This is a genomic window from Flavobacteriales bacterium, from assembly GCA_020635855.1.
Taxonomy (GTDB): Bacteria; Bacteroidota; Bacteroidia; order JACJYZ01; family JACJYZ01; genus JACJYZ01.
The window spans coordinates 726,545-748,461 of the sequence record JACJYZ010000002.1; the positions used below are offsets into that span (position 1 = coordinate 726,545).

Annotated in this window: 20 protein-coding genes; 13 read left to right on the forward strand and 7 right to left on the reverse strand. The window is 47.6% G+C overall.

What is annotated here, in order from left to right:
• Positions 1-3 precede the first annotated feature (3 nt).
• Positions 4-927, forward strand: a complete 924-nt coding sequence (locus tag H6585_03020; protein MCB9447299.1) for a bifunctional molybdenum cofactor biosynthesis protein MoaC/MoaB — start codon at positions 4-6, stop codon at positions 925-927.
• An 18-nt stretch (positions 928-945) separates the two neighbouring features.
• Positions 946-1,326, forward strand: a complete 381-nt coding sequence (locus H6585_03025; GenBank protein MCB9447300.1) for a hypothetical protein — start codon at positions 946-948, stop codon at positions 1,324-1,326.
• 18 nt (positions 1,327-1,344) lie between these two features.
• Here H6585_03025 and H6585_03030 read toward each other — a convergent pair whose 3' ends face one another.
• Both H6585_03030 and ric read right to left on the reverse strand, forming a co-directional pair.
• A complete protein-coding gene (locus H6585_03030; protein ID MCB9447301.1) occupies positions 1,345-1,812 on the reverse strand; it encodes a hypothetical protein in 468 nt (155 codons plus the stop codon).
• On the reverse strand, positions 1,809-2,534 hold the full coding sequence (ric, locus tag H6585_03035; GenBank protein ID MCB9447302.1) for an iron-sulfur cluster repair di-iron protein: 726 nt from the start codon (positions 2,532-2,534) through the stop codon (positions 1,809-1,811). The genes H6585_03030 and ric overlap by 4 nt, the downstream gene beginning before the upstream one ends.
• Before the next feature lie 182 nt (positions 2,535-2,716).
• Here ric and H6585_03040 point away from each other — a divergent pair, with 182 nt between their 5' ends.
• The 11 genes from H6585_03040 to H6585_03090 all read left to right on the forward strand — a co-directional run bounded on the left by H6585_03040 (position 2,717) and on the right by H6585_03090 (position 13,779).
• The gene (locus tag H6585_03040) at positions 2,717-3,349 is read left to right on the forward strand and encodes a carbonic anhydrase (GenBank protein ID MCB9447303.1); all 633 of its coding nucleotides are present in this window, start codon (positions 2,717-2,719) and stop codon (positions 3,347-3,349) included.
• 188 nt (positions 3,350-3,537) lie between these two features.
• Complete coding sequence (locus H6585_03045) at positions 3,538-5,031, forward strand: NarK/NasA family nitrate transporter (protein ID MCB9447304.1); 1,494 nt, start codon at positions 3,538-3,540, stop codon at positions 5,029-5,031.
• 44 nt (positions 5,032-5,075) lie between these two features.
• Positions 5,076-6,632 (forward strand): NarK/NasA family nitrate transporter, encoded by a 1,557-nt coding sequence (locus H6585_03050; protein ID MCB9447305.1) that lies wholly within the window; start codon positions 5,076-5,078, stop codon positions 6,630-6,632.
• Positions 6,633-6,656: 24 nt separating this feature from the next.
• On the forward strand, positions 6,657-7,958 hold the full coding sequence (locus H6585_03055) for a hypothetical protein (protein MCB9447306.1): 1,302 nt from the start codon (positions 6,657-6,659) through the stop codon (positions 7,956-7,958).
• A gap of 24 nt (positions 7,959-7,982) precedes the next feature.
• A complete protein-coding gene (locus H6585_03060) occupies positions 7,983-8,729 on the forward strand; it encodes a hypothetical protein (GenBank protein MCB9447307.1) in 747 nt (248 codons plus the stop codon).
• 24 nt (positions 8,730-8,753) lie between these two features.
• Complete coding sequence (locus tag H6585_03065) at positions 8,754-9,773, forward strand: cytochrome-c peroxidase (GenBank protein ID MCB9447308.1); 1,020 nt, start codon at positions 8,754-8,756, stop codon at positions 9,771-9,773.
• A gap of 166 nt (positions 9,774-9,939) precedes the next feature.
• On the forward strand, positions 9,940-10,665 hold the full coding sequence (locus H6585_03070) for a hemerythrin domain-containing protein (GenBank protein ID MCB9447309.1): 726 nt from the start codon (positions 9,940-9,942) through the stop codon (positions 10,663-10,665).
• Positions 10,666-10,699: 34 nt separating this feature from the next.
• Positions 10,700-11,710, forward strand: coding sequence for a GTP 3',8-cyclase MoaA (gene moaA, locus H6585_03075; GenBank protein ID MCB9447310.1), 1,011 nt, complete (start codon positions 10,700-10,702; stop codon positions 11,708-11,710).
• A gap of 33 nt (positions 11,711-11,743) precedes the next feature.
• The gene (locus tag H6585_03080) at positions 11,744-12,208 is read left to right on the forward strand and encodes an acyl-CoA thioesterase (protein ID MCB9447311.1); all 465 of its coding nucleotides are present in this window, start codon (positions 11,744-11,746) and stop codon (positions 12,206-12,208) included.
• Between the two features lie 94 nt (positions 12,209-12,302).
• Complete coding sequence (locus tag H6585_03085) at positions 12,303-12,959, forward strand: Crp/Fnr family transcriptional regulator (protein MCB9447312.1); 657 nt, start codon at positions 12,303-12,305, stop codon at positions 12,957-12,959.
• Between the two features lie 247 nt (positions 12,960-13,206).
• A complete protein-coding gene (locus tag H6585_03090; GenBank protein ID MCB9447313.1) occupies positions 13,207-13,779 on the forward strand; it encodes a Crp/Fnr family transcriptional regulator in 573 nt (190 codons plus the stop codon).
• A 274-nt stretch (positions 13,780-14,053) separates the two neighbouring features.
• Here H6585_03090 and narI read toward each other — a convergent pair whose 3' ends face one another.
• From narI to H6585_03115, 5 genes are read right to left on the reverse strand one after another with little or no spacing between them, the layout of a single operon-like run.
• Entirely contained in the window at positions 14,054-15,013 is a 960-nt protein-coding gene (gene narI / locus H6585_03095; GenBank protein ID MCB9447314.1) for a respiratory nitrate reductase subunit gamma, read from the reverse strand.
• Complete coding sequence (locus H6585_03100) at positions 15,010-15,720, reverse strand: hypothetical protein (GenBank protein ID MCB9447315.1); 711 nt, start codon at positions 15,718-15,720, stop codon at positions 15,010-15,012. Before H6585_03100 ends, narI begins: the two co-directional genes overlap by 4 nt.
• 6 nt (positions 15,721-15,726) lie before the next feature.
• Positions 15,727-17,220 carry a nitrate reductase subunit beta gene (narH, locus tag H6585_03105; protein ID MCB9447316.1) on the reverse strand — a complete coding sequence of 498 codons (1,494 nt, stop codon included), beginning with the start codon at positions 17,218-17,220 and terminating at the stop codon, positions 15,727-15,729.
• A gap of 23 nt (positions 17,221-17,243) precedes the next feature.
• Complete coding sequence (locus H6585_03110) at positions 17,244-20,870, reverse strand: nitrate reductase subunit alpha (protein ID MCB9447317.1); 3,627 nt, start codon at positions 20,868-20,870, stop codon at positions 17,244-17,246.
• A 2-nt stretch (positions 20,871-20,872) separates the two neighbouring features.
• The gene (locus H6585_03115; GenBank protein ID MCB9447318.1) at positions 20,873-21,736 is read right to left on the reverse strand and encodes a cytochrome c; all 864 of its coding nucleotides are present in this window, start codon (positions 21,734-21,736) and stop codon (positions 20,873-20,875) included.
• Positions 21,737-21,917: the final 181 nt, after the last annotated feature.

Consider the following 21,917-nt stretch of genomic DNA (forward strand, 5'->3'; position numbering starts at 1 on the left):
ATCATGATAGACATCACCCATAAACCAACAACCTACCGAACGGCCTTAGCTGAGGCTGTTGTTAAGGTAAGTCTCCCGGAAACCATTGAGGCGATAGAAAGCAACCGGGTTCCGAAGGGAAACGTTTTTGAAATGGCGAAAGCAGCAGGTCTGCTGGGTGTTAAAAAAACGCCTGACCTTATTCCGGATTGTCATCCACTGCCTGTTGAGTATACAGGGATTTCTTATGAGGTGCTCGATCTGGAAATCAGAATCAGGGTGGAGATTGGCAGTGTATATAAAACCGGTGTTGAAGTAGAAGCCATGCACGGGGCTTCGGTGGTGGCGTTGACCATGTATGATATGCTGAAACCCATTGATAAAAAAATTGAGATAGGCGTCATTCGTTTGGTGGAGAAACGGGGTGGTAAATCAGATTTTGCCGATACCTACAGGAGGGATCTGAGTGCGGCTGTGGTGGTGTGTTCGGATTCCATCTCTTCCGGCAAGAAAGAGGATCGGGCAGGTAAGGTAATCATGGATAAGTTGAAGGCATGCAATGTGAAAGTGACAGGTTATGATATCATTCCGGATGAACCCGAAGCCATCCGGGAAAAGGTGCAGGTGTATTGCGCGTTGGGGGTGGATCTTTTGATCTATACTGGTGGAACGGGTTTGTCTGCAAGGGATGTTACGCCCGAAACGATAGCGCCCCTCCTGGATCGCCAGATGCCCGGAGTGATGGAAGCGGCACGGAGTTACGGGCAGGCCCGAACTCCCTATTCCATGCTTTCCAGGGGCATTGCAGGCACCATCGGGCACACATTGGTTCTTACGCTTCCGGGTTCAACCGGGGGGGCAACGGAAACAATGGATGCCCTGTTTCCATCCATTCTTCATGTTTTCAAAATCATGCGCGGAGCCAGCCATGAAAAAAGACCTGAATAGATGTAACCACAAAATGGAATGTTTCAGTTTCGGTATAACAGTTACCATAAGATCATCACCGCGCTGATCATATTTGTTTGGGCCATCTGGCATTTTTCTGGGCCGGGGAACAAAGTGGATCAGTACGGTAACGGGCAGATCAAACGATCAGGCGGGTACAATCAGTCAAAAACCGATGGAAGATGGGTTTGGTACTATGAAAATGGTAAGAGAAGGATGGAGGGAGCTTTTAAAAATGGAAAGCGTAATGGTTTGTGGGTTACCTGGGATGCATCCGGAAATAAGTTAACGGAAGGCTGGTATGAAAATGACCGGTTGGATGGAGAATTTGTGAGATGGAATCCCGTGACGCATGAGGAGACACGCACGCAGTACCGCAATGATATAAAGGTTCGGTAAGTAAGTTGAAACGCCGGGTTAGGCTGGGATTTCAAACCGGGTTTCCCATTTGCTGTTTTCTGTCTTAGTATCTATAACGACTTTCATGAATGTCCTGTCTCCTTCTTTTAGAATACTTCGGTCGCAAATGGTTCCTGCTTTTCCGTTGTTTTCATCGGATGCTTCAATTACGTCTCCGATTCGCGGCATGAAAGGGTAATAAATGGTAAGTTTCTCATCCTCCGTTTGCACCAGTTCCAGTGCGGTCTCAAACAAAATCTCTTCAAACCGTTCACCAATCATGTAGTCGGTGATTTCTTTTTCCGCTTCATCCTGGAGTTTGCTGGTCCAGCTGAAGAAACGTTCGATGGATGCCTGTTTAAGTTTGGGTTGTATGTATTCCGGGAACGGTGAACGAATATGCTCCCTGTCGCGGAACCAGAAATCGAACGTTTCTTCAACGAGTTCGCTGCTTTCAATAGATGTAGGGTCTAGTTCTTTTCTCATAGTTGATTGGATTCTTTTTCGAGTTGAATGGCCCGTGGAAATAAAATATTGTTTTCAAGGTGCACGTGCATATGAAGATCCTTTTCGAATTCTTCAAGTAGTTTAAAAGATACCCGGTATGTATTGCACGCATGGGACGGCGGCGAATAATCATTGGTCAACGACCGTATTTCACTCATGCAATCTCCCGCCTGTTCGTGTTCCTGTTCCATCATCTGAATGGGGTATTGGATGGTTCCAAAACCGGGTTTGGGTGCCGGTTGACCTTTGCTCCAATATTCGTCAAGGGTTTGGATGTATGGAAACAGGATCGATTCTTCTTTGTACATGTGAACGGTTAATTCCTCGGCCATAAGAGAAAATAGATGGTATATCTTTTTTAGCTCCGGGTTGTGTTCGCCATGTACCTTTTCCACCTTGGAAAGGTATTGGTCCAATTCCAAAAGGGTTCTTTTTGTATACACGTGATGGTGATCCACAATGTAATCCACCAGCTGGGTTAATGGCCATTCGGTATATCGCGATTCGTTCGTGTCGGTTTCACCGGAGAGGGCATTCAACTCATCCAAAAGCAATGACATGTTGGCGTCTTTGGATTGGCATGCTTTTTCAATGGTCTTTCCGCCTCCGCAACAAAAATCAATACCATGTTTTCGGAACACCGAAGCGGTTCTGTAATCTGTAGTTACAACCGCTCCTACCTGATCGAGTTTGTTTATCATGATTTTGCCTTTGATTGTATGGTCCAAAATTATTGCTGTGTGGGTGCTCAAACAATGATCCATATCATAGATTATCTGATATGAATGTTTGACTGATGATTCAGGTCATGTTTTGAAAGTGGTTTTCTGTCGTCCTTCGCATGCAGGATTTTTACATGAACAACCAACAAGGAACGAGAGAGATGCAAGAGAGCTATCAAAGGCTGATTCGTAACAACCGAAATTGGGCTGAACAGCAGGTAAGGCAGGATAAGGATTATTTCAGAAAACTCTCCCTGGGGCAATCTCCTGAGTACCTGTGGATCGGTTGTTCGGATAGCCGCATACCTGCAAATGAAGTGACCGGGACACACCCGGGAGAAATATTTGTACATCGGAACATCGCCAACGTGGTGATTCAAACGGATATGAATTTGCTGAGTGTTTTATACTATGCCGTGGATATTCTGCACGTAAAGCATGTGATCGTATGCGGTCATTATGGATGCGGGGGTGTCTGTGCCGCCATGCAAAACACTGATTTCGGATTTGTGAACAATTGGCTGCGAGGAATCAAGCAGGTGTATGAAATACATCACCGGGAACTTGACGGGATCACGGAACGCGAACAACGTGAAGATCGGTTGGTGGAGTTGAACGTGATGGAGCAGGTCAACAACCTGGCGAAAACCCGCATCGTTCAGCGGGCGTGGAAGAACAGTGAACTCCAGATTCACGGGTGGGTGTATGACGGAAGAGATGGCCTGATCAAGGACCTGAAGTACGACATCAACAGGATTGAAAATCTGCCCCGTATCTACCGCTACGACCTATAAAATCATTGACCTGTCCTTTATGCTGCTTCTTCTACATATGGGAGGATGGGATTGTCCATTTATCCGGGTATTTCGCGCGATAATGTAATTCTGATTTATTCATGGTGAAATATGATCTGTCTCATTTTTTGTACATGGGCCAACGGCTTCTTTTGTAGTAAAATGCGCACGCAGTAAACCCTGGAATTATGGAATCGACAACACTTACCAAAGGAGCCAACCGCATCTTGTTCTTCAACACGCTTGCCTTTACCATATGTTTTGCTGCATGGATGTTGAACGGTGTTCTGGTTACATTTCTGGTAGACAATCAGGTTTTTTCGTGGGGACCGGTTGAGGTTGGCTGGTTGATGGGTATTCCGGTGTTAACAGGTGCCATCTTCCGATTACCAGCTGGAATACTCACCGATAAATTCGGGGGACGCCCGGTATTCACATGGCTGCTGATTATTTCTGCGATTCCCATGTTCTTGCTGAGTTATGCCAATAGTTTCTGGCAGTTCGCACTTTGTAGTTTCGGGTTTGGTCTCACCGGGACAAGCTTTGCGGTGGGAATAGCATTCACATCGATTTGGTACCCCAAGAAGTGGCAGGGAACAGCCCTGGGAACTTTCGGCGCGGGAAATGCCGGAGCAGCGATTACCACATTGCTGGCCCCTACCATTCTTAAGAATCTGACCGATGGCGGAACCCATATTGAGGGTTGGAGAACGCTGCCTGTGATATACGCTGTGGGGTTGGTGGTGATGGCCATTATCTTCTTCCTCTTTACCACGAACAAAAAACCGGCTACCAGCAACAAAACGTTGGCGGGTATGTTGGCGCCCCTTTCTTCCTTGCGGGTGTGGCGATTCGGACTGTACTATTTTCTGGTCTTCGGATGTTTTGTAGCCTTCTCGCAATGGCTGGTGCCGTATTTCGTGAATGTGTATTTCCTGCCACTTGTCACCGCCGGGATTTTTGCGGCCCTGTTCAGTTTTCCCTCCGGTGTGATCAGGGCTTTGGGTGGCTGGTTGTCGGATAAATGGGGTGGACGAAAGGTGATGTATTGGGTGCTGAGTTCATCGGTTGTGATCAGTGCGATGCTGATTGTTCCAAGGATGGATATATTCTCTCCGGGCCGCGGAGTGATGGCGCGGGCGGGTGGAGTTGTTCAGGAGGTTACTCCCGAGGGAATTGTGGTTGGAAGCAATACATACCCGTTAAAACACAAGGAAGCCAAGTTGGATAATATTGGAAGCAGGGAATTGATTTTTCCTACAAAAGAGGTATGGCAAGAGCCTGTGGTGAAACAAGGTGATGAGGTGACCAAAAAACAACTCCTGGCCAAAGGGATCACGCATGTGTACTTTCAAGCGAATGTATGGGTGTTTGCCGTGCTTGCCATCCTGATCGGATCGATCTGGGGAATTGGAAAGGCGGCTGTATATAAACATATCCCCGATTATTTCCCCGATGAGGTGGGAGTGGTAGGTGGTATGGTAGGTGTGTTGGGTGGACTCGGAGGATTCTTCTGCCCGATCATATTCGGTTATCTTCTGGAAGGAACAGGTTTATGGACCAGCTGCTGGATGTTTATTCTGGCACTTTCCGCCATCTGCCTGATATGGATGCGCCGTGTCGTGCAAAAGATGATGCATGCCAAGCACCCTGAAACCATGCGGAAGATAGAGCATCATTAAAATAGGGCCGGATACCTAAATAGGAACCAATAGTAACATCAGCTATGTCAGTCAATATCAATCATTGGAATGTGGAAGATCCGGAGTTCTGGAATAGCACCGGAAAAAGGATCGCCAACAAAAACCTGTGGATATCAATCCCCGCTTTGCTCCTTTCATTTTCTGTATGGATCATGTGGGGCATGTTGGTTACCTACATGAAAGACTTTGGGTTCACCTTCGGTTTGTTGAAAAACCTATCTGTAGGAAGTGCAGAGTATGAAAAGGTCATGTCGGATATCAACGGCATGTACTATACGTTGCCGGCTATTGCCGGACTCGCCGGTGCAACGCTCCGTTTGCCGAATTCTTTTCTGATTGCATTGGGTGGAGGGCGGAATGTGATCTTTGTAACCACGGCGTTGCTTATCATTCCTGCCGTGGGAACCGGGTATGGACTGAGTGACCCGGATACGTCCTATGCCTATTTTGCAGCCATGGCGCTGTTGTCCGGATTCGGTGGTGGCAACTTCGCATCTTCCATGAATAACATCAGCTACTTCTTTCCCAAAAAAGTGCAGGGATATGCTTTGGGAATGAATGCCGGCATCGGGAACCTGGGAGTGGCGGTTATGCAAAAACTCATCCCCCTTGTTGTGCCAATTGCCCTCTTTGCATCCGCGAGCACGGCCGTGGTAAACGATGTTCCATTTCCTGGGGTCCAGAATGCAGGATGGGTATGGGTACCGCTCTTGGTTTTGTCCTCCATTGCCGCATTTATTGGAATGAACAATGTGGTTACCGGAACGCCGGAATTACCAAACACCTTTCAGGGTGTCACCAAAACGCTGATCATGGTGTTTTACGGTGTGGTGGCCGCTGCGGTTGGCGGTTATCTCCTTATCGGGTTGAAGGTTAATATGTGGGTGGTGCTTCCTATAGTTATTCTTCTCAGTGTGTTGCTGATGAAGTATGCAACACCTTCGGCCATTCAAGGAAACCTGAAAAAGCAGTTCTCCATTTTGAGTGATAAACATAACTGGATCATGACGGTCATCTATACAATGACGTTTGGTTCTTTTATCGGGTACTCCGCTGCCTTCCCCAAATTGTGCCAGGATATATTCCCCGATGCCAATTACCGCCTGTGGGTGTTTTTGGGACCGGCTATTGGCGCATTGATACGGCCTGTAGGCGGCATCATATCCGATCGGCTGAACAGCGGATCCAAGGTGACCACGTGGAGCACCGTCTTGCAGATAGTGGGTGCCATTGCGGTGGCCTATTTTGTGATTAAGGCAAGAAATTCTGCAAACCCACTTGAGTTCTGGTGGCCGTTTTTCGGATGTTTCATGTTGCTGTTCCTCGCAACCGGTATCGGGAACGGATCAACCTTTCGCAGTATCCCATATATCTTCAGTAAGGAAAAAGCCGGCCCGGTATTGGGTTGGACCTCTGCCATTGCGGCATACGGAGCATTTATCATCCCCAATATTTTCGGTCAGGAGATCAAGGCAGGGCACCCGGAATATGCCTTGTATGGTTTTACGGTATACTACCTGATTTGCCTGGTGCTGAACTGGTGGTTTTATGATCGAAAGAATTCCGGAATACAATGTTGACACATCGAACCAATTCATATTGACATGAAAAAAGTTACTCACGTTGCCACGGTGGCTATAATAGCCATGGCAGCTTTCCAAACAACCCCAGCCTCGGCACAATTTGTTTTGTCGGGTGAAATCAGACCACGCACCGAATACCTGCATGGCTACAAAACATTGTCAACCAAGGACCAGGATGTTGCATTCTGGACCGAGCAGCGGTCCAGGTTGAAGTTTGATTATGCTTCTGATACATACAAGGCCGGGCTTGTGCTTCAGGATGTGCGGGTTTGGGGTAGTACAGCTCAACTCAATAAGTCGGATGCATTTAGTTCCATTCATGAGGCATGGGGAGAAATATTGTGCAATAAACACCTTTCGCTGAAGGTGGGCAGGCAGGAATTGATTTACGATGATCACCGGATATTCGGCAATGTCGGGTGGACCCAGCAGGCACGAAGTCACGATCTCGCGAAATTGCGGTACAAAGACAGTTTGTGTGTGCTTGATGTTGGTGTGGCATTTAACCAGGACGCCACCATGCTGAACTCAAATGTATACGCAATGACGGGTAACTATAAAGCCATGCAATATGCCTGGTTTCATAGGGACCTAAAAACAATGGGGGTTAGTGTTCTTGTACTGAATAACGGATTGCAGTATTCCACCACGGATACAGCCGGAGTAAAAGAATACAGTGTCAAATACAGTCAGACAGCAGGAACCCATCTGTCGTACAAAAAAAATAAGTGCGAGGCGGCTGCCAATTTGTTTTATCAGATGGGCAGAGATGGTGCCGACAAGCAGTTGGGTGCATATGAAGCGGGTGCGTCTCTGAACTACAATGCCACCGAGCGCTGGATGCTTGGGGCCGGTTATGAATTGCTGTCAGGCACCAGTCAGGTGGATACGGCCAACAAAGACAATCACTCGTTCAATCCCCTTTACGGTACCAACCACAAGTTCAATGGTTTTATGGATTACTTCTATGTGGGCAGTCATTTGAATACCGTGGGTTTGCAGGATGCATATGTAAGGCTTGCCTATAAAGAAAAGAAATGTTCGGCCGGTGTGGATGTGCATTTGTTTTCTTCGGCAGCTGATATACTGGACAACGAAAAGCTGACCAAAACAGGAAAATATGAGGCCATGTCTGCATCCCTGGGTACGGAGGTTGATCTGAGTATGCAATACAAGGTTTCGGAAGAACTGATATTTCAGGCCGGGTACTCCCAGATGCTTGCCACGAAATCCATGGAAGCACTGAAAGGCGGAAGCAAGGATGCCGTCAACAACTGGGCTTACCTCATGTTTACATTCAAGCCTGTATTTGTTAAACAATGATTTGATATGACAAAATTGGGTTTCATGATGTCCGCCACTGGCATCACCCGGGCCGGTATCCGTATTGCCTTGCCGGCCTGGGTAACCCTGCTTCTTCTTTCTTCCTGTCATCGGCATCCGGTTTTTCCCGAAACGGGCTCCATTCGGTTTGGAATCGTTCATCAGGTTGACCAACAGGAATTGTTTGCCGATTCCATTGTTTATATGAATGCCGCGGGAAACCAATACAGTGTTTCCAAACTGGAGTACTATGTTTCTGGGATCACCCTGACCGGTGATGGAATTGATAGCTATACGGATGGGAAGGTACATTACGTGAATGCCTTTCGTTCCTCCACGTGCCAATGGGTTATGGAAAACATTCCCGTGGGCGACTATAACAAGATATCGTTTCATATCGGCCTGGTTCCGGATTCCAACAAAACCGGCGGACTGCCAGGCAATATGGAGAACATCAACATGGCCTGGCCCGAACCCATGGGTGGAGGGTATCACTTTCTCAAATTGGAAGGACATTTCCTGGATAGTGCAAATGCAGTGGCCGGTTATGCCCTGCATGTAGGTACGAATGCCTGTTTGGGGTCGGTATATCTGGATACCACCCTAACCGTGAGGTTCCAAAACCAGCGCCTGGATCTGGTCATGAATGTGAACGAATGGTTTGGTAACCCCACTCGGCTTGATCTCAATCAGGTGAATTATACCATGGGCGATCAGGTCCGGATGTTGGAGTTGATCAACAATGGAACAAATGCTTTTGCATTCAAATAAATGAAAAAGCGTCGTTGTCCACGGATGTTGTGTACCTGTTGTGCCGCAGCTGCGATTGTGGTTGTTTCGGCATGCAGCAGGAAGGAAGGTGATGATGGCGATGAGGAATATGTAACCACACCGTATGAGCTGATCATTCCCCCCAGGTTTCCTCCAATGGTTGTTCCGGGAGATAACCCCATGACCAAAGAGGGTGTGGAGCTAGGCAGGAGGCTTTACTATGATCCCGATCTTTCCCTCAATGGCCCCAATCAAGGTTTCTCATGTGCTTCCTGTCATGTGCAGGAAGTATCATTTACAGTGAATACCACCGGAACAGCTGTTTTGCCCCATGTGAATCTGGGCTGGAACAAGAATTTCCTATGGGATGGGAAAGTGGCCGGAAGTATAGAGGATATCATGCGCTTTGAAGTGGAAACGTTTTTTCAGTCGGACATGCAAGTGCTCCAACAGGATAAAACGTACAGAGAAATGTTTAGGAAGGCTTTTGCCAGTGATGAGATCACGGCGCGAAAAGCGGAGTTGGCCATGGCCCAGTTTATCCGAACCCTGATTTCTGGCAACAGCAGGTACGACAGGTGGCGCAGGGGGGATGGTTTGCTGAATGCCAGTGAGCTCAGTGGACTTAGTATATTTTTCACGGAGAAAGGAGATTGCTTTCATTGCCATTCGACGCCGTTCTTTTCAGATAACGACTTTCACAACATAGGATTGGAAACGGTGTATGCCGGAGAAGGAAGAGGACGGTATAACGTGACCGGGAACCCCGAGGATATGGGGAAATTCAAAACACCTACACTCCGGAATATTGAACTTACGGCTCCCTATATGCATGACGGCAGGTTCGGTAGTTTGGAAGAAGTGGTGCACCACTATAACCTTGATGTGCAACCTTCGGCAACCCTTGATCCGATCATGACCAAGCCGATGCGGGGACTTGAACTTGAGTTGACCCAGCAGGAGGAAAAGGATCTTGTGAGTTTTCTCAAGGCGCTAACCGATACGACCTTTATTTATGATAAGGCGCATCAATCACCCTTTTGAAGGAGAAGAGTATATTTTCTTTGAATGGTATGGTGTTGCTATGTAATATGGGTGATAAGCTATATATGGCCGATGCATCCTTCCGTTGAATGTCACATTTATGTATGACGCACGTCATTTTTCTACAATGCCTTCTCGCCGTTATTTACACTAAAATATATCGACCATGGATGTAGTAGACAGAAAAACCGGAAAACGTTTGGTGCCGGGAAATAAAAAGCCTGAAGGTGATTTGCGCAAATCGGATCCCATCCGGCGGAATGCGGAAAAGGATCTTGAAATGGAAGAACATTCACCCATGGATCCCCCTGAAGCATACGACGGTGCTGTGATAGAGGGTGTGAGCTATGATCAGATGCATAAGGTTCTGCAGAACTTCATGGATGAACACAAGAAGGGAATTGAAAAAATTGATCGGTTTGAACAAGCGTTGGCGGGTTTTAAGGAGAACCATTATGGGTTGACGCAGGAAATCAATGAGGTGTTCTCCGAATTCTTTCACTATTTCGATCACCACATCCTGGATCACAACCAGCGGGAAGAACACCAGTTGTTTCCACTGCTTCACAAAAAGCTGATGGAATCCGATGAACATGGTGAAGGCCCGATTCCGCGTACAGCTGTGGATATGATGGAGGATGATCATATCAAGTTCATCCAATTGGGAGCATTGGCATTCAATATGCTGGGCCTGGCTGCCAGGCTACCGGATGAGCGCTCGCGAATGTTTGTGTATGATACTGCATTTAACAGTGCCCGCGAGTTGATCGAGATGTTGAGGTTGCACATATACAGGGAAGATCATATCCTGTTTCCGTTGGCGCACCAACTTCTTACAACGGAAGAATTCAATGCCATAATCAGGGGTGAAATTGGACCTACATCAAGATAATGCAAGCGATGCCGGCGACTCCGGGAGACATCGGTTGGGGCAAAGTTCCGATCCGTTGCTGATTGATTCGTTCGGAAGACGCCATAACTACCTGAGAATATCTCTTACGGACCGCTGCAATCTCCGGTGTTTTTATTGCATGCCGGAGGAAGGTATTGATCTTGCCCAAAGATCCTCGTTGATGCAAGCAGAGGAAGTGATTGCCATGGCGAAAAAATTCATCGCACTTGGTGTTGATAAGATACGTCTTACCGGAGGAGAACCCTTGGTCAGAAATGATGCCCACGGGATCATCAAAGCCCTGGGCGCGTTACCTGTTGAACTGGCAGTAACAACCAACGGTATCCTTGTCGATAGGTTCGTCGATACATTTAAGGCTGCCGGTATTCGGTCGGTGAATGTGAGCCTCGACTCCCTTGTTGAAGAACGGCAGGTGCGGATCAGCCACAGGAACTATTTTCGGCGCATCCTAGATAACGTTAAGCTGCTACAGGATGGGAGCTTTCACCTGAAACTGAACATGGTGGTGATGAAAGGGGTGAATGATGATGAACTGACCGACTTTGTGGAATTAACACGAAACACATCATTGCATGTACGCTTCATTGAGTTCATGCCCTTCCGGGGAAACAAGTGGACTTGGGCCCAGGGATTCGGATATGACGAGATCATGGAAGTGCTGACTGCTCGCTATGGTGCTGACAACATCACCCGTTTGCAGGCAAATCCCAATGAAACTGCGCGTTGCTTCACCGTGAACGGGTACATGGGTACGTTCGGTATTATCGGGTCTGTGACGCATCCGTTTTGCAGTGATTGTAATCGGATTCGGCTTACTGCAGACGGCAAGCTGAAAAACTGTCTGTTTTCCAATGGCGAAACCGATTTGCTAACTCCGATGAGAGAGGGGCGTGATGTTACACCCCTTATTCTGCAAAATATCAGATCGAAAGCCTGGCAGAGGGGAGGAATGAATTCCCTGAAGGATATGTCGGATCCGGAAAGGATAACCCAGAACCGGAGCATGGTTGCCATTGGAGGGTGATAACCGACGGAATGTAGATTGAAAGATCAACAAATGATAAAAGCCAAGAAAGTCAGGGATTCGCGCACGGTCATGTGTGAGATCGTATTGCCAAACCATGCCAATACATTGGGCCATCTTCGTGGAGGTAAATTGTTGGATTGGATGGATATTGCCGGTGAGATTGCGGCCCAGCGCCATTCCGGAAAGGAGGCCGTTACGGCATCCATCGCTCACATGTATTTTAAAAAGTCAATTCAGGTGGGGGATGTTGTCACCATTCAGGCCAGTTTGACCCGGGCATTCAATACTTCCATGGAAGTACTGGTGGAGGTGTGGTCGGAGAACCGAAGCAAAGCGAAGAAAATGAAGACCAATGAGGCGATTTTTACTTTCGTTGCGATTGATGAAAACGGAACGTCCAGCGTCGTGCCCGCTATTCTTCCTTCCGGAGGAAAAGAGATGAAGCTATACAAGGAGGCGGGTGAGAGAAAAGAATTGCTTTTGCAAGGTTCCTGAAAATTGAAGAAGCATCTATACATACAAAACTATGCGTTCCAAAAGCCCAATAGACCTTCCTGAATGTAAAAACTGTCCGGGACATTGTCATAACATGCTCTTTTGTGATTTATCCGATAAGGAGCTGGACAAATTATCGGAAGAAAGAGGCGATAATTTCTATAAAAAAGGACAGGTGATCTTTTATGAAGGCAATCGCGGCCATGGATTGTATTGTATCTACCAGGGAAAGGTAAAAGTACATAAGTTGGGAGAGGAAGCCCGGGAACAGATAGTGAGATTTGCAAAGGAAGGAGATGTACTCGGTTATCGTTCGTTGTTGGGTGGTGAGCCTTTTAATGCCACCGCTACGGCTATGGAAGATAGTATCATATGTTACATTCCAAGGAGTAAGTTTCTGGAGGTGCTTGAGAACAACACAGAATTTTCTTTGAAGGTGATACGTATGCTCGCCAAAGATCTCAGGGAATCCGAGAAGAAATTAATCCACATCACTCAGAAGCCGGTTGTTGAACGTATAGCGGAAGCACTCCTGATCCTAAAAGAGAAATTCGGTCTGAAGGAAGACGGGAAGACCCTAGACGTCATTCTCACGCGAAGGGAGATTGGAGATCTGGCCGGTGTGACCACCGAGACGACCATCCGAACCTTGTCCGAGCTTAACAAAAAGCATGTCCTCCTGCTGAATGGCAAACGGATAGAACTTGTGGATATACCTAACCTGCTCAGACTTGCCAACCTGTGTGATTGACGGGTTCTGTATCCTGCTTCCTTTTCTCATCGCAGCCTGGTATCATAAGCCTATATGATGCCGGTCATAGCCTGTCCATAAGCACCGGGTTATATTTGATCACCTAGAATGGGTTGTTCAACGCTAACACTTTATATACCCTGCAGGCATGTTGTTATCATCAATACTGGTATCTGTTTTGGAAAAATTCATGTCAGGTGATCATCTCCTGACAACCCAAACATATGAACCTGGGCAACCTCTTTTCATGGAGGGGGATCCCATGAGGGGCGTGTACTACGTGATGGGGCAGAATGTCAGGATTTTCAGACACGACGAAAAAGGCAACAACATCTTTTTGTTCCTGACCAGCGAATTGGTTGGTCTCACATCTTTTTTCCGGAATGAGAAGAAATATGCTTGTTCCGCGTTCGCCGGAACGCAGGGGTGTCGGGCGGTATTCCTTTCAAAAGAGGTGTTTTCCGAGCTGATGGATCGTCATCCGGAAGTAAGGCATGAGCTAATCAAAATGCTGTGCGCCCGGATAGGGCTGATCGAAGTCAGAACCAAAAACATCTTGCATAAATCCGTTGACCTGAGGTTGACAGAGACACTTGCATCCTTGGCGCAAACCGAGATAGAAGAAAGGCAAGTGGAAACGCTTCGTAACATCACCCTTAGGTATAGTACGAAGGAGTTGGCTAAAATAATGGGCATCTCCATCAACTACCTGAGGAAGCGCCTGAAGGAGCTGAAGGATACCGGTTTGATAGATTATGGAAAGAACTGGTTGCTCATCAAAGACCTTCAAACGCTAAGCTATAGCATAAAAAATGAGTGAGGTCCCATCTAAGCGACCTCACCCCATGCAATGATGCTTTCCCCTGCTGAATTTCGGTTTAACTCGGAAGCTCCACTATATAAAGGCGATGGCCCTGTTCTTTTGGCCATGCCGTTATTGTTTTTGCCACGAAGACACGAAGGCACCAAGATCCAAAGCATGTATTCATAGCTCATTTTATGACGGGCCAATGTGTCTTTGCGCCTTCGTGGCAATTTTTAAAACGCTCTGCATTTATTCAAACAAATTCATCTTCCCGGGTAAGGAGTATTCTTCAGTGGTTTCCCGACTTCTTGCCAAAGTAATAGCTGCTCGAGTTACGAATGGATTTCCGGCTCCAGTTCCATATCACCAGTTGATACCTTCTCCAGATATAGTCGATGGGAGCGACCAGGAAGTGAATGAACCGGGTGAAGGGAATAATGGCAATGATGAAGAACGCAGAAAAGATGTGTATCTGAACCGACCACGGCATTACACTCACCGCGTTGATGTCGGGATTGAATGCCAATACCGATCGCAGATAGGGTGTGAGCACGGCGGCAAACCATGATGAACCCCATCGATTGAAATAGGCAACGCCAAGTCCCGAAATGATCTGTGTAAGCAGGGTGACATAAACCAGCATGTCCATTTTATTTGTCACCACAAGAACACGATCGCTGCCAAGACGTCTTTTAATCAGCAATACCAGGCCGATAAGTGCTGATAATCCGAATACAAATGCGGTTGTTTCAAGGATCACCAACCTCACTGGTGATCCGTTCCATGCAAGGACGGAGGAAGGAAACAGAAATGCAATCAGGTGACCGAAAAACAACACCAGCAGGCCCCAGTGAAAAGGTTGACTGCCCCAGAACAATTTTTTCCTTTCAAGAAACTCTGATGAAAGTGAGGATACTTGGAAGCCCCTGTTGCGGTATCGATATACTGAACCTATCAGAAATATGACCAATGACAGATAGGGAAATATGGCAAAGAGAATGTAATTCAGCATCCCGATGTTGTTGGTCAATCCATACCACAGGAGATATACCGCTGAAATTGCTGCGCCGGCCATGATGAGGAAAACTCCCGGATAGTCAGTCTTTGAAGGTTGTGCAGCTGTTCCAAAATCAGTGATCGTGCGCCTCGCTTTCAGAATGGCATTGGCGGAAGCGTATACGATGACCAGTATGACGAGAAATACAAAACTGAGTATAGCGTCATGTAGATAGGTTGATAGCAACGTCATGGCTTTTCGGTTTTAATGGGTCTATGTGAAGTAAATGAACAGGTGCCGCAGGTACTTGCTACTGGCTGGTGGAGTACCTCCGGTGATTGAAAGGTGTTTGTGTTTTCTTTAAGAACATGTTCAAAGTCCTGCCGGAATATGTCCAGAAGGGCGCGAATGGCAAATTGATAAACATTGCCGTTTCTTTGGGATTCCTGTAAAACGGCATGGTGCTTTTTTTTGAGCATTTTTGTCCGCAATTCCATCCTTGCCGTACTGAATTCACCCAGCATCTTTTCCAGTGCCGGTATAATGATCAGGCCTACCAGTTCATCCCGAAAGGCATAATCATGTACGAGGGGGATCAGGGTTAGTACATTCACCAGGTTGTCCGGTAGCTCATTTCCACAGTCGTTTTTGGCTGCCTCCTGTTCATTCTTCATGTTTACCAGAAATGATCCCCTTTTGTAATCTTCACCGAAAATGACGAACCCCAGGTCCAGGTAACAGATTGCTTGAATGTGAAAGGTTTTGGTGTATACTTCCTCCAGCTCGTTCAAAGGAGTATTTGCCGCCCATTGTGCGAATGTGTCGAAGCATTCAAGTACTTTGGGGTATCGGTCCTTCAGCACATTTCTACACCTGAGGATTTCCTCCGGAAAGCTTTCCGAAGGATACCTGAATACATCTGCAAATGCACGGTAATGTGTATAGTCGGTCGGTTTCATGTTTTATCATAGTCCGCGGGCCGGTCGTATTTTAAAGCCGAACCCTGTTTCACCTTTTGCATCAGCCGTCGCCTCTATCATTTCCAGGGATTCTTCCCGATGAGCTGCAGGTATTACAAAGCGCTCATCAAACGTGGCAAGGGAGGTGAGTCTGAAAATGCTGTCTGCTTCCTTGGGGTCTGTGTTGCCCTGGGCCAATGCTTCTTCTACTTCTTCTTTGGGTAGGTCACCTACGGTTTCGTTTCTCCGATGAATTTTTACGGCCAGCAATTTCCTCAATACCGCTTTGATTTTTTCTTCATTGCCCGCAGTGAAAAGCGATGCGAGGTATTTCATCGGTAACCGGTACTGGTCGATTCCTGCCCAAAGAGATTTGGTGGTGGAATCGTAAATACCGTCACTATCCACGCTCGCCATTGCCGGTAGCATCGGTGGCACGTAGAACAGATTGGGAATGGTACGGAATTCGGGGTGTAATGGCAATGCGATTTTCCATTTCTTTACGAATTTGTAAACCGGCGATTGTTGCGCGGCACGAATGGTAGAATCCGCGATTCCGTTTTTTCTTGCTTCCCTGATGACCTCCTCACTAAAAGGATCCAAATAAATGGCCATTTGTTTGTCAACAAGGTCCTTCTCATCACAAGATGCGACCTCATGAATTTTATCCGCATCGTACAACATCACGCCCAGGTAGCGGATGCGACCTACACAAGAATGCATGCATGCCGGCGCCTGACCGGATTCCAGGCGAGGGTAGCATAGGATGCATTTCTCCGACTTACCCGTATTCCAGTTGTAGTAGCTTTTTTTGTAAGGGCAGGCGGTTACACACATCCTCCACGCACGGCAACGTTCCTGGTTGATCAGAACCACTCCGTCTTCTCCTCTTTTGTACAAAGCGCCGGACGGACAAGAACCCACGCAGGCCGGATTCAGGCAGTGATTGCAGATACGGGGAAGGTAATGAAAGGTCATTCGCTCCAATTGGAAGAGACTTTCCTGTTCCGGCCCGCTCAGGTCCTTGAAGTTCACGTCATTTCTTGCGTAATCCGGCGACCCGCTCAGGTCATCATCCCAGTTGGGGCCCGACTGCACGTCCACCGGTTTTCCGGTTACCAGGGACACAGGTCTTGCCGTGGGTTGATCATCTCCCTCCGGTGCGTCAAACAGATCGGAATATTTGTATGTCCAGGGCTCATAATAGTCGTCAAGTACCGGCATGTGAGGGTTGTGGAAGATGTTTTTCAGGCCCTTTAGTTTTCCGGCACCCTTCAACGATACGGTGTCACCGTTTTTCACCCATCCTCCCTGGTATATTTCCTGGTCTTCCCATTTGGTGGGGTAACCTGTTCCTGGTTTGGTCTCCACATTGTTCCACCACATATATTCTGCCCCCTTCCTGTCGGTCCATATGTTCTTGCAGGCAATGGAACATGTGTGACACCCGATACACTTATCGAGATGAAACACCATTGAGACTTGCGATCTGATATCCATGGGACTGTTATTAAATGTTATGATTAGAATTCAACTTTATCCATTCTTCTTACAAGTACATGCGTATCCCGGTTGGCACCTACCGGCCCCCAGTAGTTAAAGTGGTAACTGAACTGGCCGTATCCACCCACCAAAAGATTCGGTTTCAGGTGAACACGTGTAAAGCTGTTATGACCTCCGGCCCGGCGGTTGCCTCTTACCTGTGATTTGGGTACGGAGTAAGTCCGTTCCGGTGAGTGGTATACAATACATACTCCTTTAGGTATGCGGGCACTGACACACGCCCGGGTACAATACACTCCGTGGTCATTATAAACCTCAACCCAGTCATTGTCCTTGATGCCGAGTTCCGATGCATCCACTTCATTGATCCAGCATGGTTCCATGCCTCTGGACAGTGTAAGCATCCGGAGTGTATCTCCGTATGTGGAGTGAATGTGCCATTTACCGTGAGGTGTAAGGCAGTTCAGCATTCTTGCTTTTCCATCGTTCACGGTTTTCCGGAGATCACCATATACCTCCGGCGTCGGAGAGGGCTTATAGGTGGGAAGATGTTCACCGAACATGATGTATCCCTCGTGATCCAGGTAGAAATGTTGCCTGCCTGTCAAGGTCCTCCAGGGCACCAGCCTGTCTACATTGTAGGTATATGCGGCATAGGCCCTGCCGTTATTCATAAGGCCCGACCATACAGGTGATGTGTTGTAGCGACGGGGTTGTGCCTGGAGGTCTTTGTAATCTGTTCGTACATCTTTCAATCCTTCTCCCAGGTCGGCCAAAACCAAACCGGTTTTCTTTTCCATGTTCTGGTAGGCCCGGAAGTTTAGTTTACCGTTGGTAAGGGTGGATAAGGAAAGCACAGCGTTGGCGGCTTCCACATCTTCCCTGAGCGATGGGTACTCTTTGCCGTCAATTTCCTGGATGTGGTTGCGGCGTTGCAGCATTTCTTCATACACGTCATCGCACATGTAATGATTGCCGTGCGCACCCAGGCCGTTTTTTGCTACTCCGTCACCAAGCGAAATGTATTTTTGATAGATGAGTTTGTAGTCCCGGTCAACCAATTTCATCTTGTGCATGGTCTTTCCCGGGATGGGTTCACATTCTCCCTTGCTCCAATCCAATAATTTGGGTTGGGTGATTTCATCGGCTGAATCGTGAGACAGGGGTAGATTAACAAGGTCCGTTACAGGCTCGGGTAAATAACTCTTGGCCATCTCGCTCACTTTTTTGGCAATGGCCTGAAAGATCTGCCAGTCGGTTTTGGCCTCCCACACCGGAGGGACGGCTTCTGATAAGGGATGAATAAAGGAATGTAAATCGGTGCTGTTCAAATCCGCTTTCTCATACCAGGATGCGGTTGGGAGAACGACATCGGAGTACAGGGCCGACGTATCCATTCGGAAATTGATGTCAATGACCAGATCCATTTTGCCGGAAGGAGCGCTTTCTCTGTAGATGATATCCTGAACCGACTCGCCGGCCACTTCATCCGCTATGTCATTGTGATGTGTGCCCAGATAGTGATTCAGCATGTATTCATGACCTTTGGCACTTGACATCAGGGCATTTCCCCTCCAGATAAACCATACCCTCGGGAAGTTCACGGGATCATCGGGATCCACCACCGAGTGTAACAATTCTTTGGATTTTAGTTTTTGAACCACATGATCAACAACCTCTTTTTCATCCCTGGCACCCTGGGCTCGTGCTTCCTTGACAATATCCAGGTTGCTTTTGTTGAACTGGGGATAAAAGGGCATCCAGCCGTTCCGAACAGATTTAACCACCCAGTCTGCAGTGTGTTGATGGGCCAGTTCGTTGGCGTTTTCCGGTACGCTGTTGTATAATTTCTGGTTGTTGTCATAGCGCCATTGATCTGAATGGATATAATGCCAGATGGGGGCTTGCTGAAACCGATTGGCGCCTTGCCAGTCCTTGCCGGACATGACGGTTCCCCATGAATCCACCGGAGCAAGTTTTTCCTGTCCTACATAGTGGTTCATTCCGCCACCGTTTTTACCATTGCAACCGGTAAGCATCTGTGCCATGATTGAGGCGCGATACATCAGGTTCCCGTGGAACCAGTGGTTGATGGCAGCACCCACTATCACCATGCACTTGCCTTGTGTCGTTTCCGCGGTACCTGCCCATTCCCGGGCAAATTTTATCACCGTTTTTCGCCCTATACCGGTAAAGATCTCTTGCCAGGCAGGTGTGTAGGCTGCGTCTTTGTCGTCATAGTTGCCCGGGTAGTCACCGGGTAATCCACGACCCACTCCATAGTGGGCCATGGTGATGTCATATACGGTTGCGGCTGCTATCTTTTTTCCGTCAACGGTTTCGATGTGTTTAACCGGAACGCCCCGCAGTGCTTTTTTCTTCAGCCCAAATTCTTCATATTCAACCTGGCAAACTGCGTCACTATTTCCCAGCAAAGTAAGCACGGGATCATAAGTTTTGTCATCGGTACCATTCTCGTATTTCAGATTCCATTTGCCTTTTTCTTCATCCCAACGGTAGCCGACGGTACCTTTGGGCGTAACAAACGCACCGGTTGCTTCATCCAGACACAGGAATTTCCATTCCCCATTGGTGATTCCCTGGAATGTTTTGATCTGATTCGCCCGCACCAGTTTACCCGGAACGTAATGGTCCCCTTGTTTTTCCAGTTCTACCAGGAAAGTTGAATCCGTGTACCTTTTGACATAGTCAATGAAGTAGTCTGTTTTCTTATCCACGTGCCACTCTTTCAGGATAACGTGGGTCACTGCCATCCAGAAAGCACCGTCGGATCCGGCATGGCAAGGAATCCATTGGTCAGCGTGTTTGGCCACCATGCTGAAGTCCGGAGACATAACCACCGTTTTTGTTCCGTTATGCCGGGCTTCTGAAAAGAAATGAATATCCGGGGTTCGTGTCATTCCCAAATTTGCACCCATTGAGACACAGAACTTGGAGTTGTACCAGTCGGCGCTTTCGCAAACGTCGGTTTGTTCGCCCCATACTTCAGGGAATGCATTCGGAAGATCGCAATACCAGTCGTAAAAGCTGAGATTCACACCTCCCATCAGTTGCAGGTAGCGGGCACCCGAGGCGTAACTTAACATGGACATGGCCGGAATGGGAGAAAATCCAATCAGGCGATCCGGTCCGTATTTTTTGACCGTGTAGAGATTGGAGGCAGCGATCAACTCCAGTACATCTTCCCAATGGACTCTTCTGAACCCACCTTTACCTCTGGCCCGCTGGTAACGTTTCCTCTTTTCAGGGTCATTCTGTATGTTCTCCCACGCCTTCACCGGGTCACCGTTGGCTTTTTTCTTTTCCTCCCTGAAGATGTCCAGCAAGGCACCTCTCAGGAGTGGATATTTGACACGTATGGGGCTGTACAGGTACCATGAGTATGAGATACCCCTTTGACATCCCCTGGGTTCATAAGGCGGAAGTCCATTTTCCAGAAGGGGATAATCAAGTGCCTGCATCTCCCACACAACGATGCCATCCTTGACGTGAATGTTCCAAGAACATCCACCCGTGCAGTTTACGCCATGGGTACTGCGAATGACTTTGTCGTATTGCCATCTGTTTCGATAAAATTCTTCCCATTTCCGGGTCTTTGGCGAGATGATGTCTACTATCCAACTCATGGTTATACAGATTTAATTTGTCTCTGGTAAATGTCCTGCTTAACAGATTTTCTTAATCTCTTTCTCCAAATGAAGGAGATCAAAAGAAGCAATAGAATCAGCCCGCTGGTTCCGCCAACAAGGAAAATGTTGGCGCCTGTTTTTACCTCTTGATCCGGACTGATATCATCGGCATGTTTCAGGAAGGCGGTCAGTTCAACAATTTCCAAACTGTCCAGTGCTTTATTGGTATATGCAGTGGTCATGGGAGGAAATGGGGGGGCGCCAAGAATACCTGCTATTCCCGCATCGCCTAACCGGGTGTACACATTGGTCAGGTCTTTGGCAAGAAGCCCACCGCTTACAAGGTCATTGTTGTTGATGTTATGGCATGAGATACACGCGGGTCCACCTTGGGACAGGCTTTTGTTGCCGAGGAAAAGCAATCGACCTTCAGCGATATCCAGATCGGAATATTCAATGGGTGGGGCCGGTACTGCTTCACCAGGGGGTTCCACAGCACTGACCACCACCTGACGCGCCTGGGTTTCTTCCGATATGTAGGCCAGGATCGATTTGATCTGATCATCCCCCAGTTGGGATTGATCGGGCATGATTGTTTGGTTAAATTTGGCAAACAAATCACTGGCGTCAGGATCACCTGATTTAATCACGGATTGGGATGATTTAATAAACTTAAGGAGCCAGTCTTGCGACCTCCGTTCATTGACGCCAATCAGATCCGGTCCGACAAGTCTTTGGCCCAGCATATGGCAGGCACCACAATTCTGCTTGAAGATGGCAGCCCCATCCTGGGCGGCTACGTCGTGCGGGAAACAACAGAACAACCCGATTGCTATGGCCAGATATTTATAACGTGTGATCATTTGTTGGGTACGTTTTTGAGATCATAACTTAGTACAATGATCGCGAAGCAGCGATCTGTAAAAAATGATTTGGATCATATTTCAAGTATATGTCTTGGTGGGCTGTGTTTCAGTGCAAACAGTTTCATTCAAGAAACTTGTGAATGAATCGAAATAGAAGCGGATGGGAGTTTGATTCAAG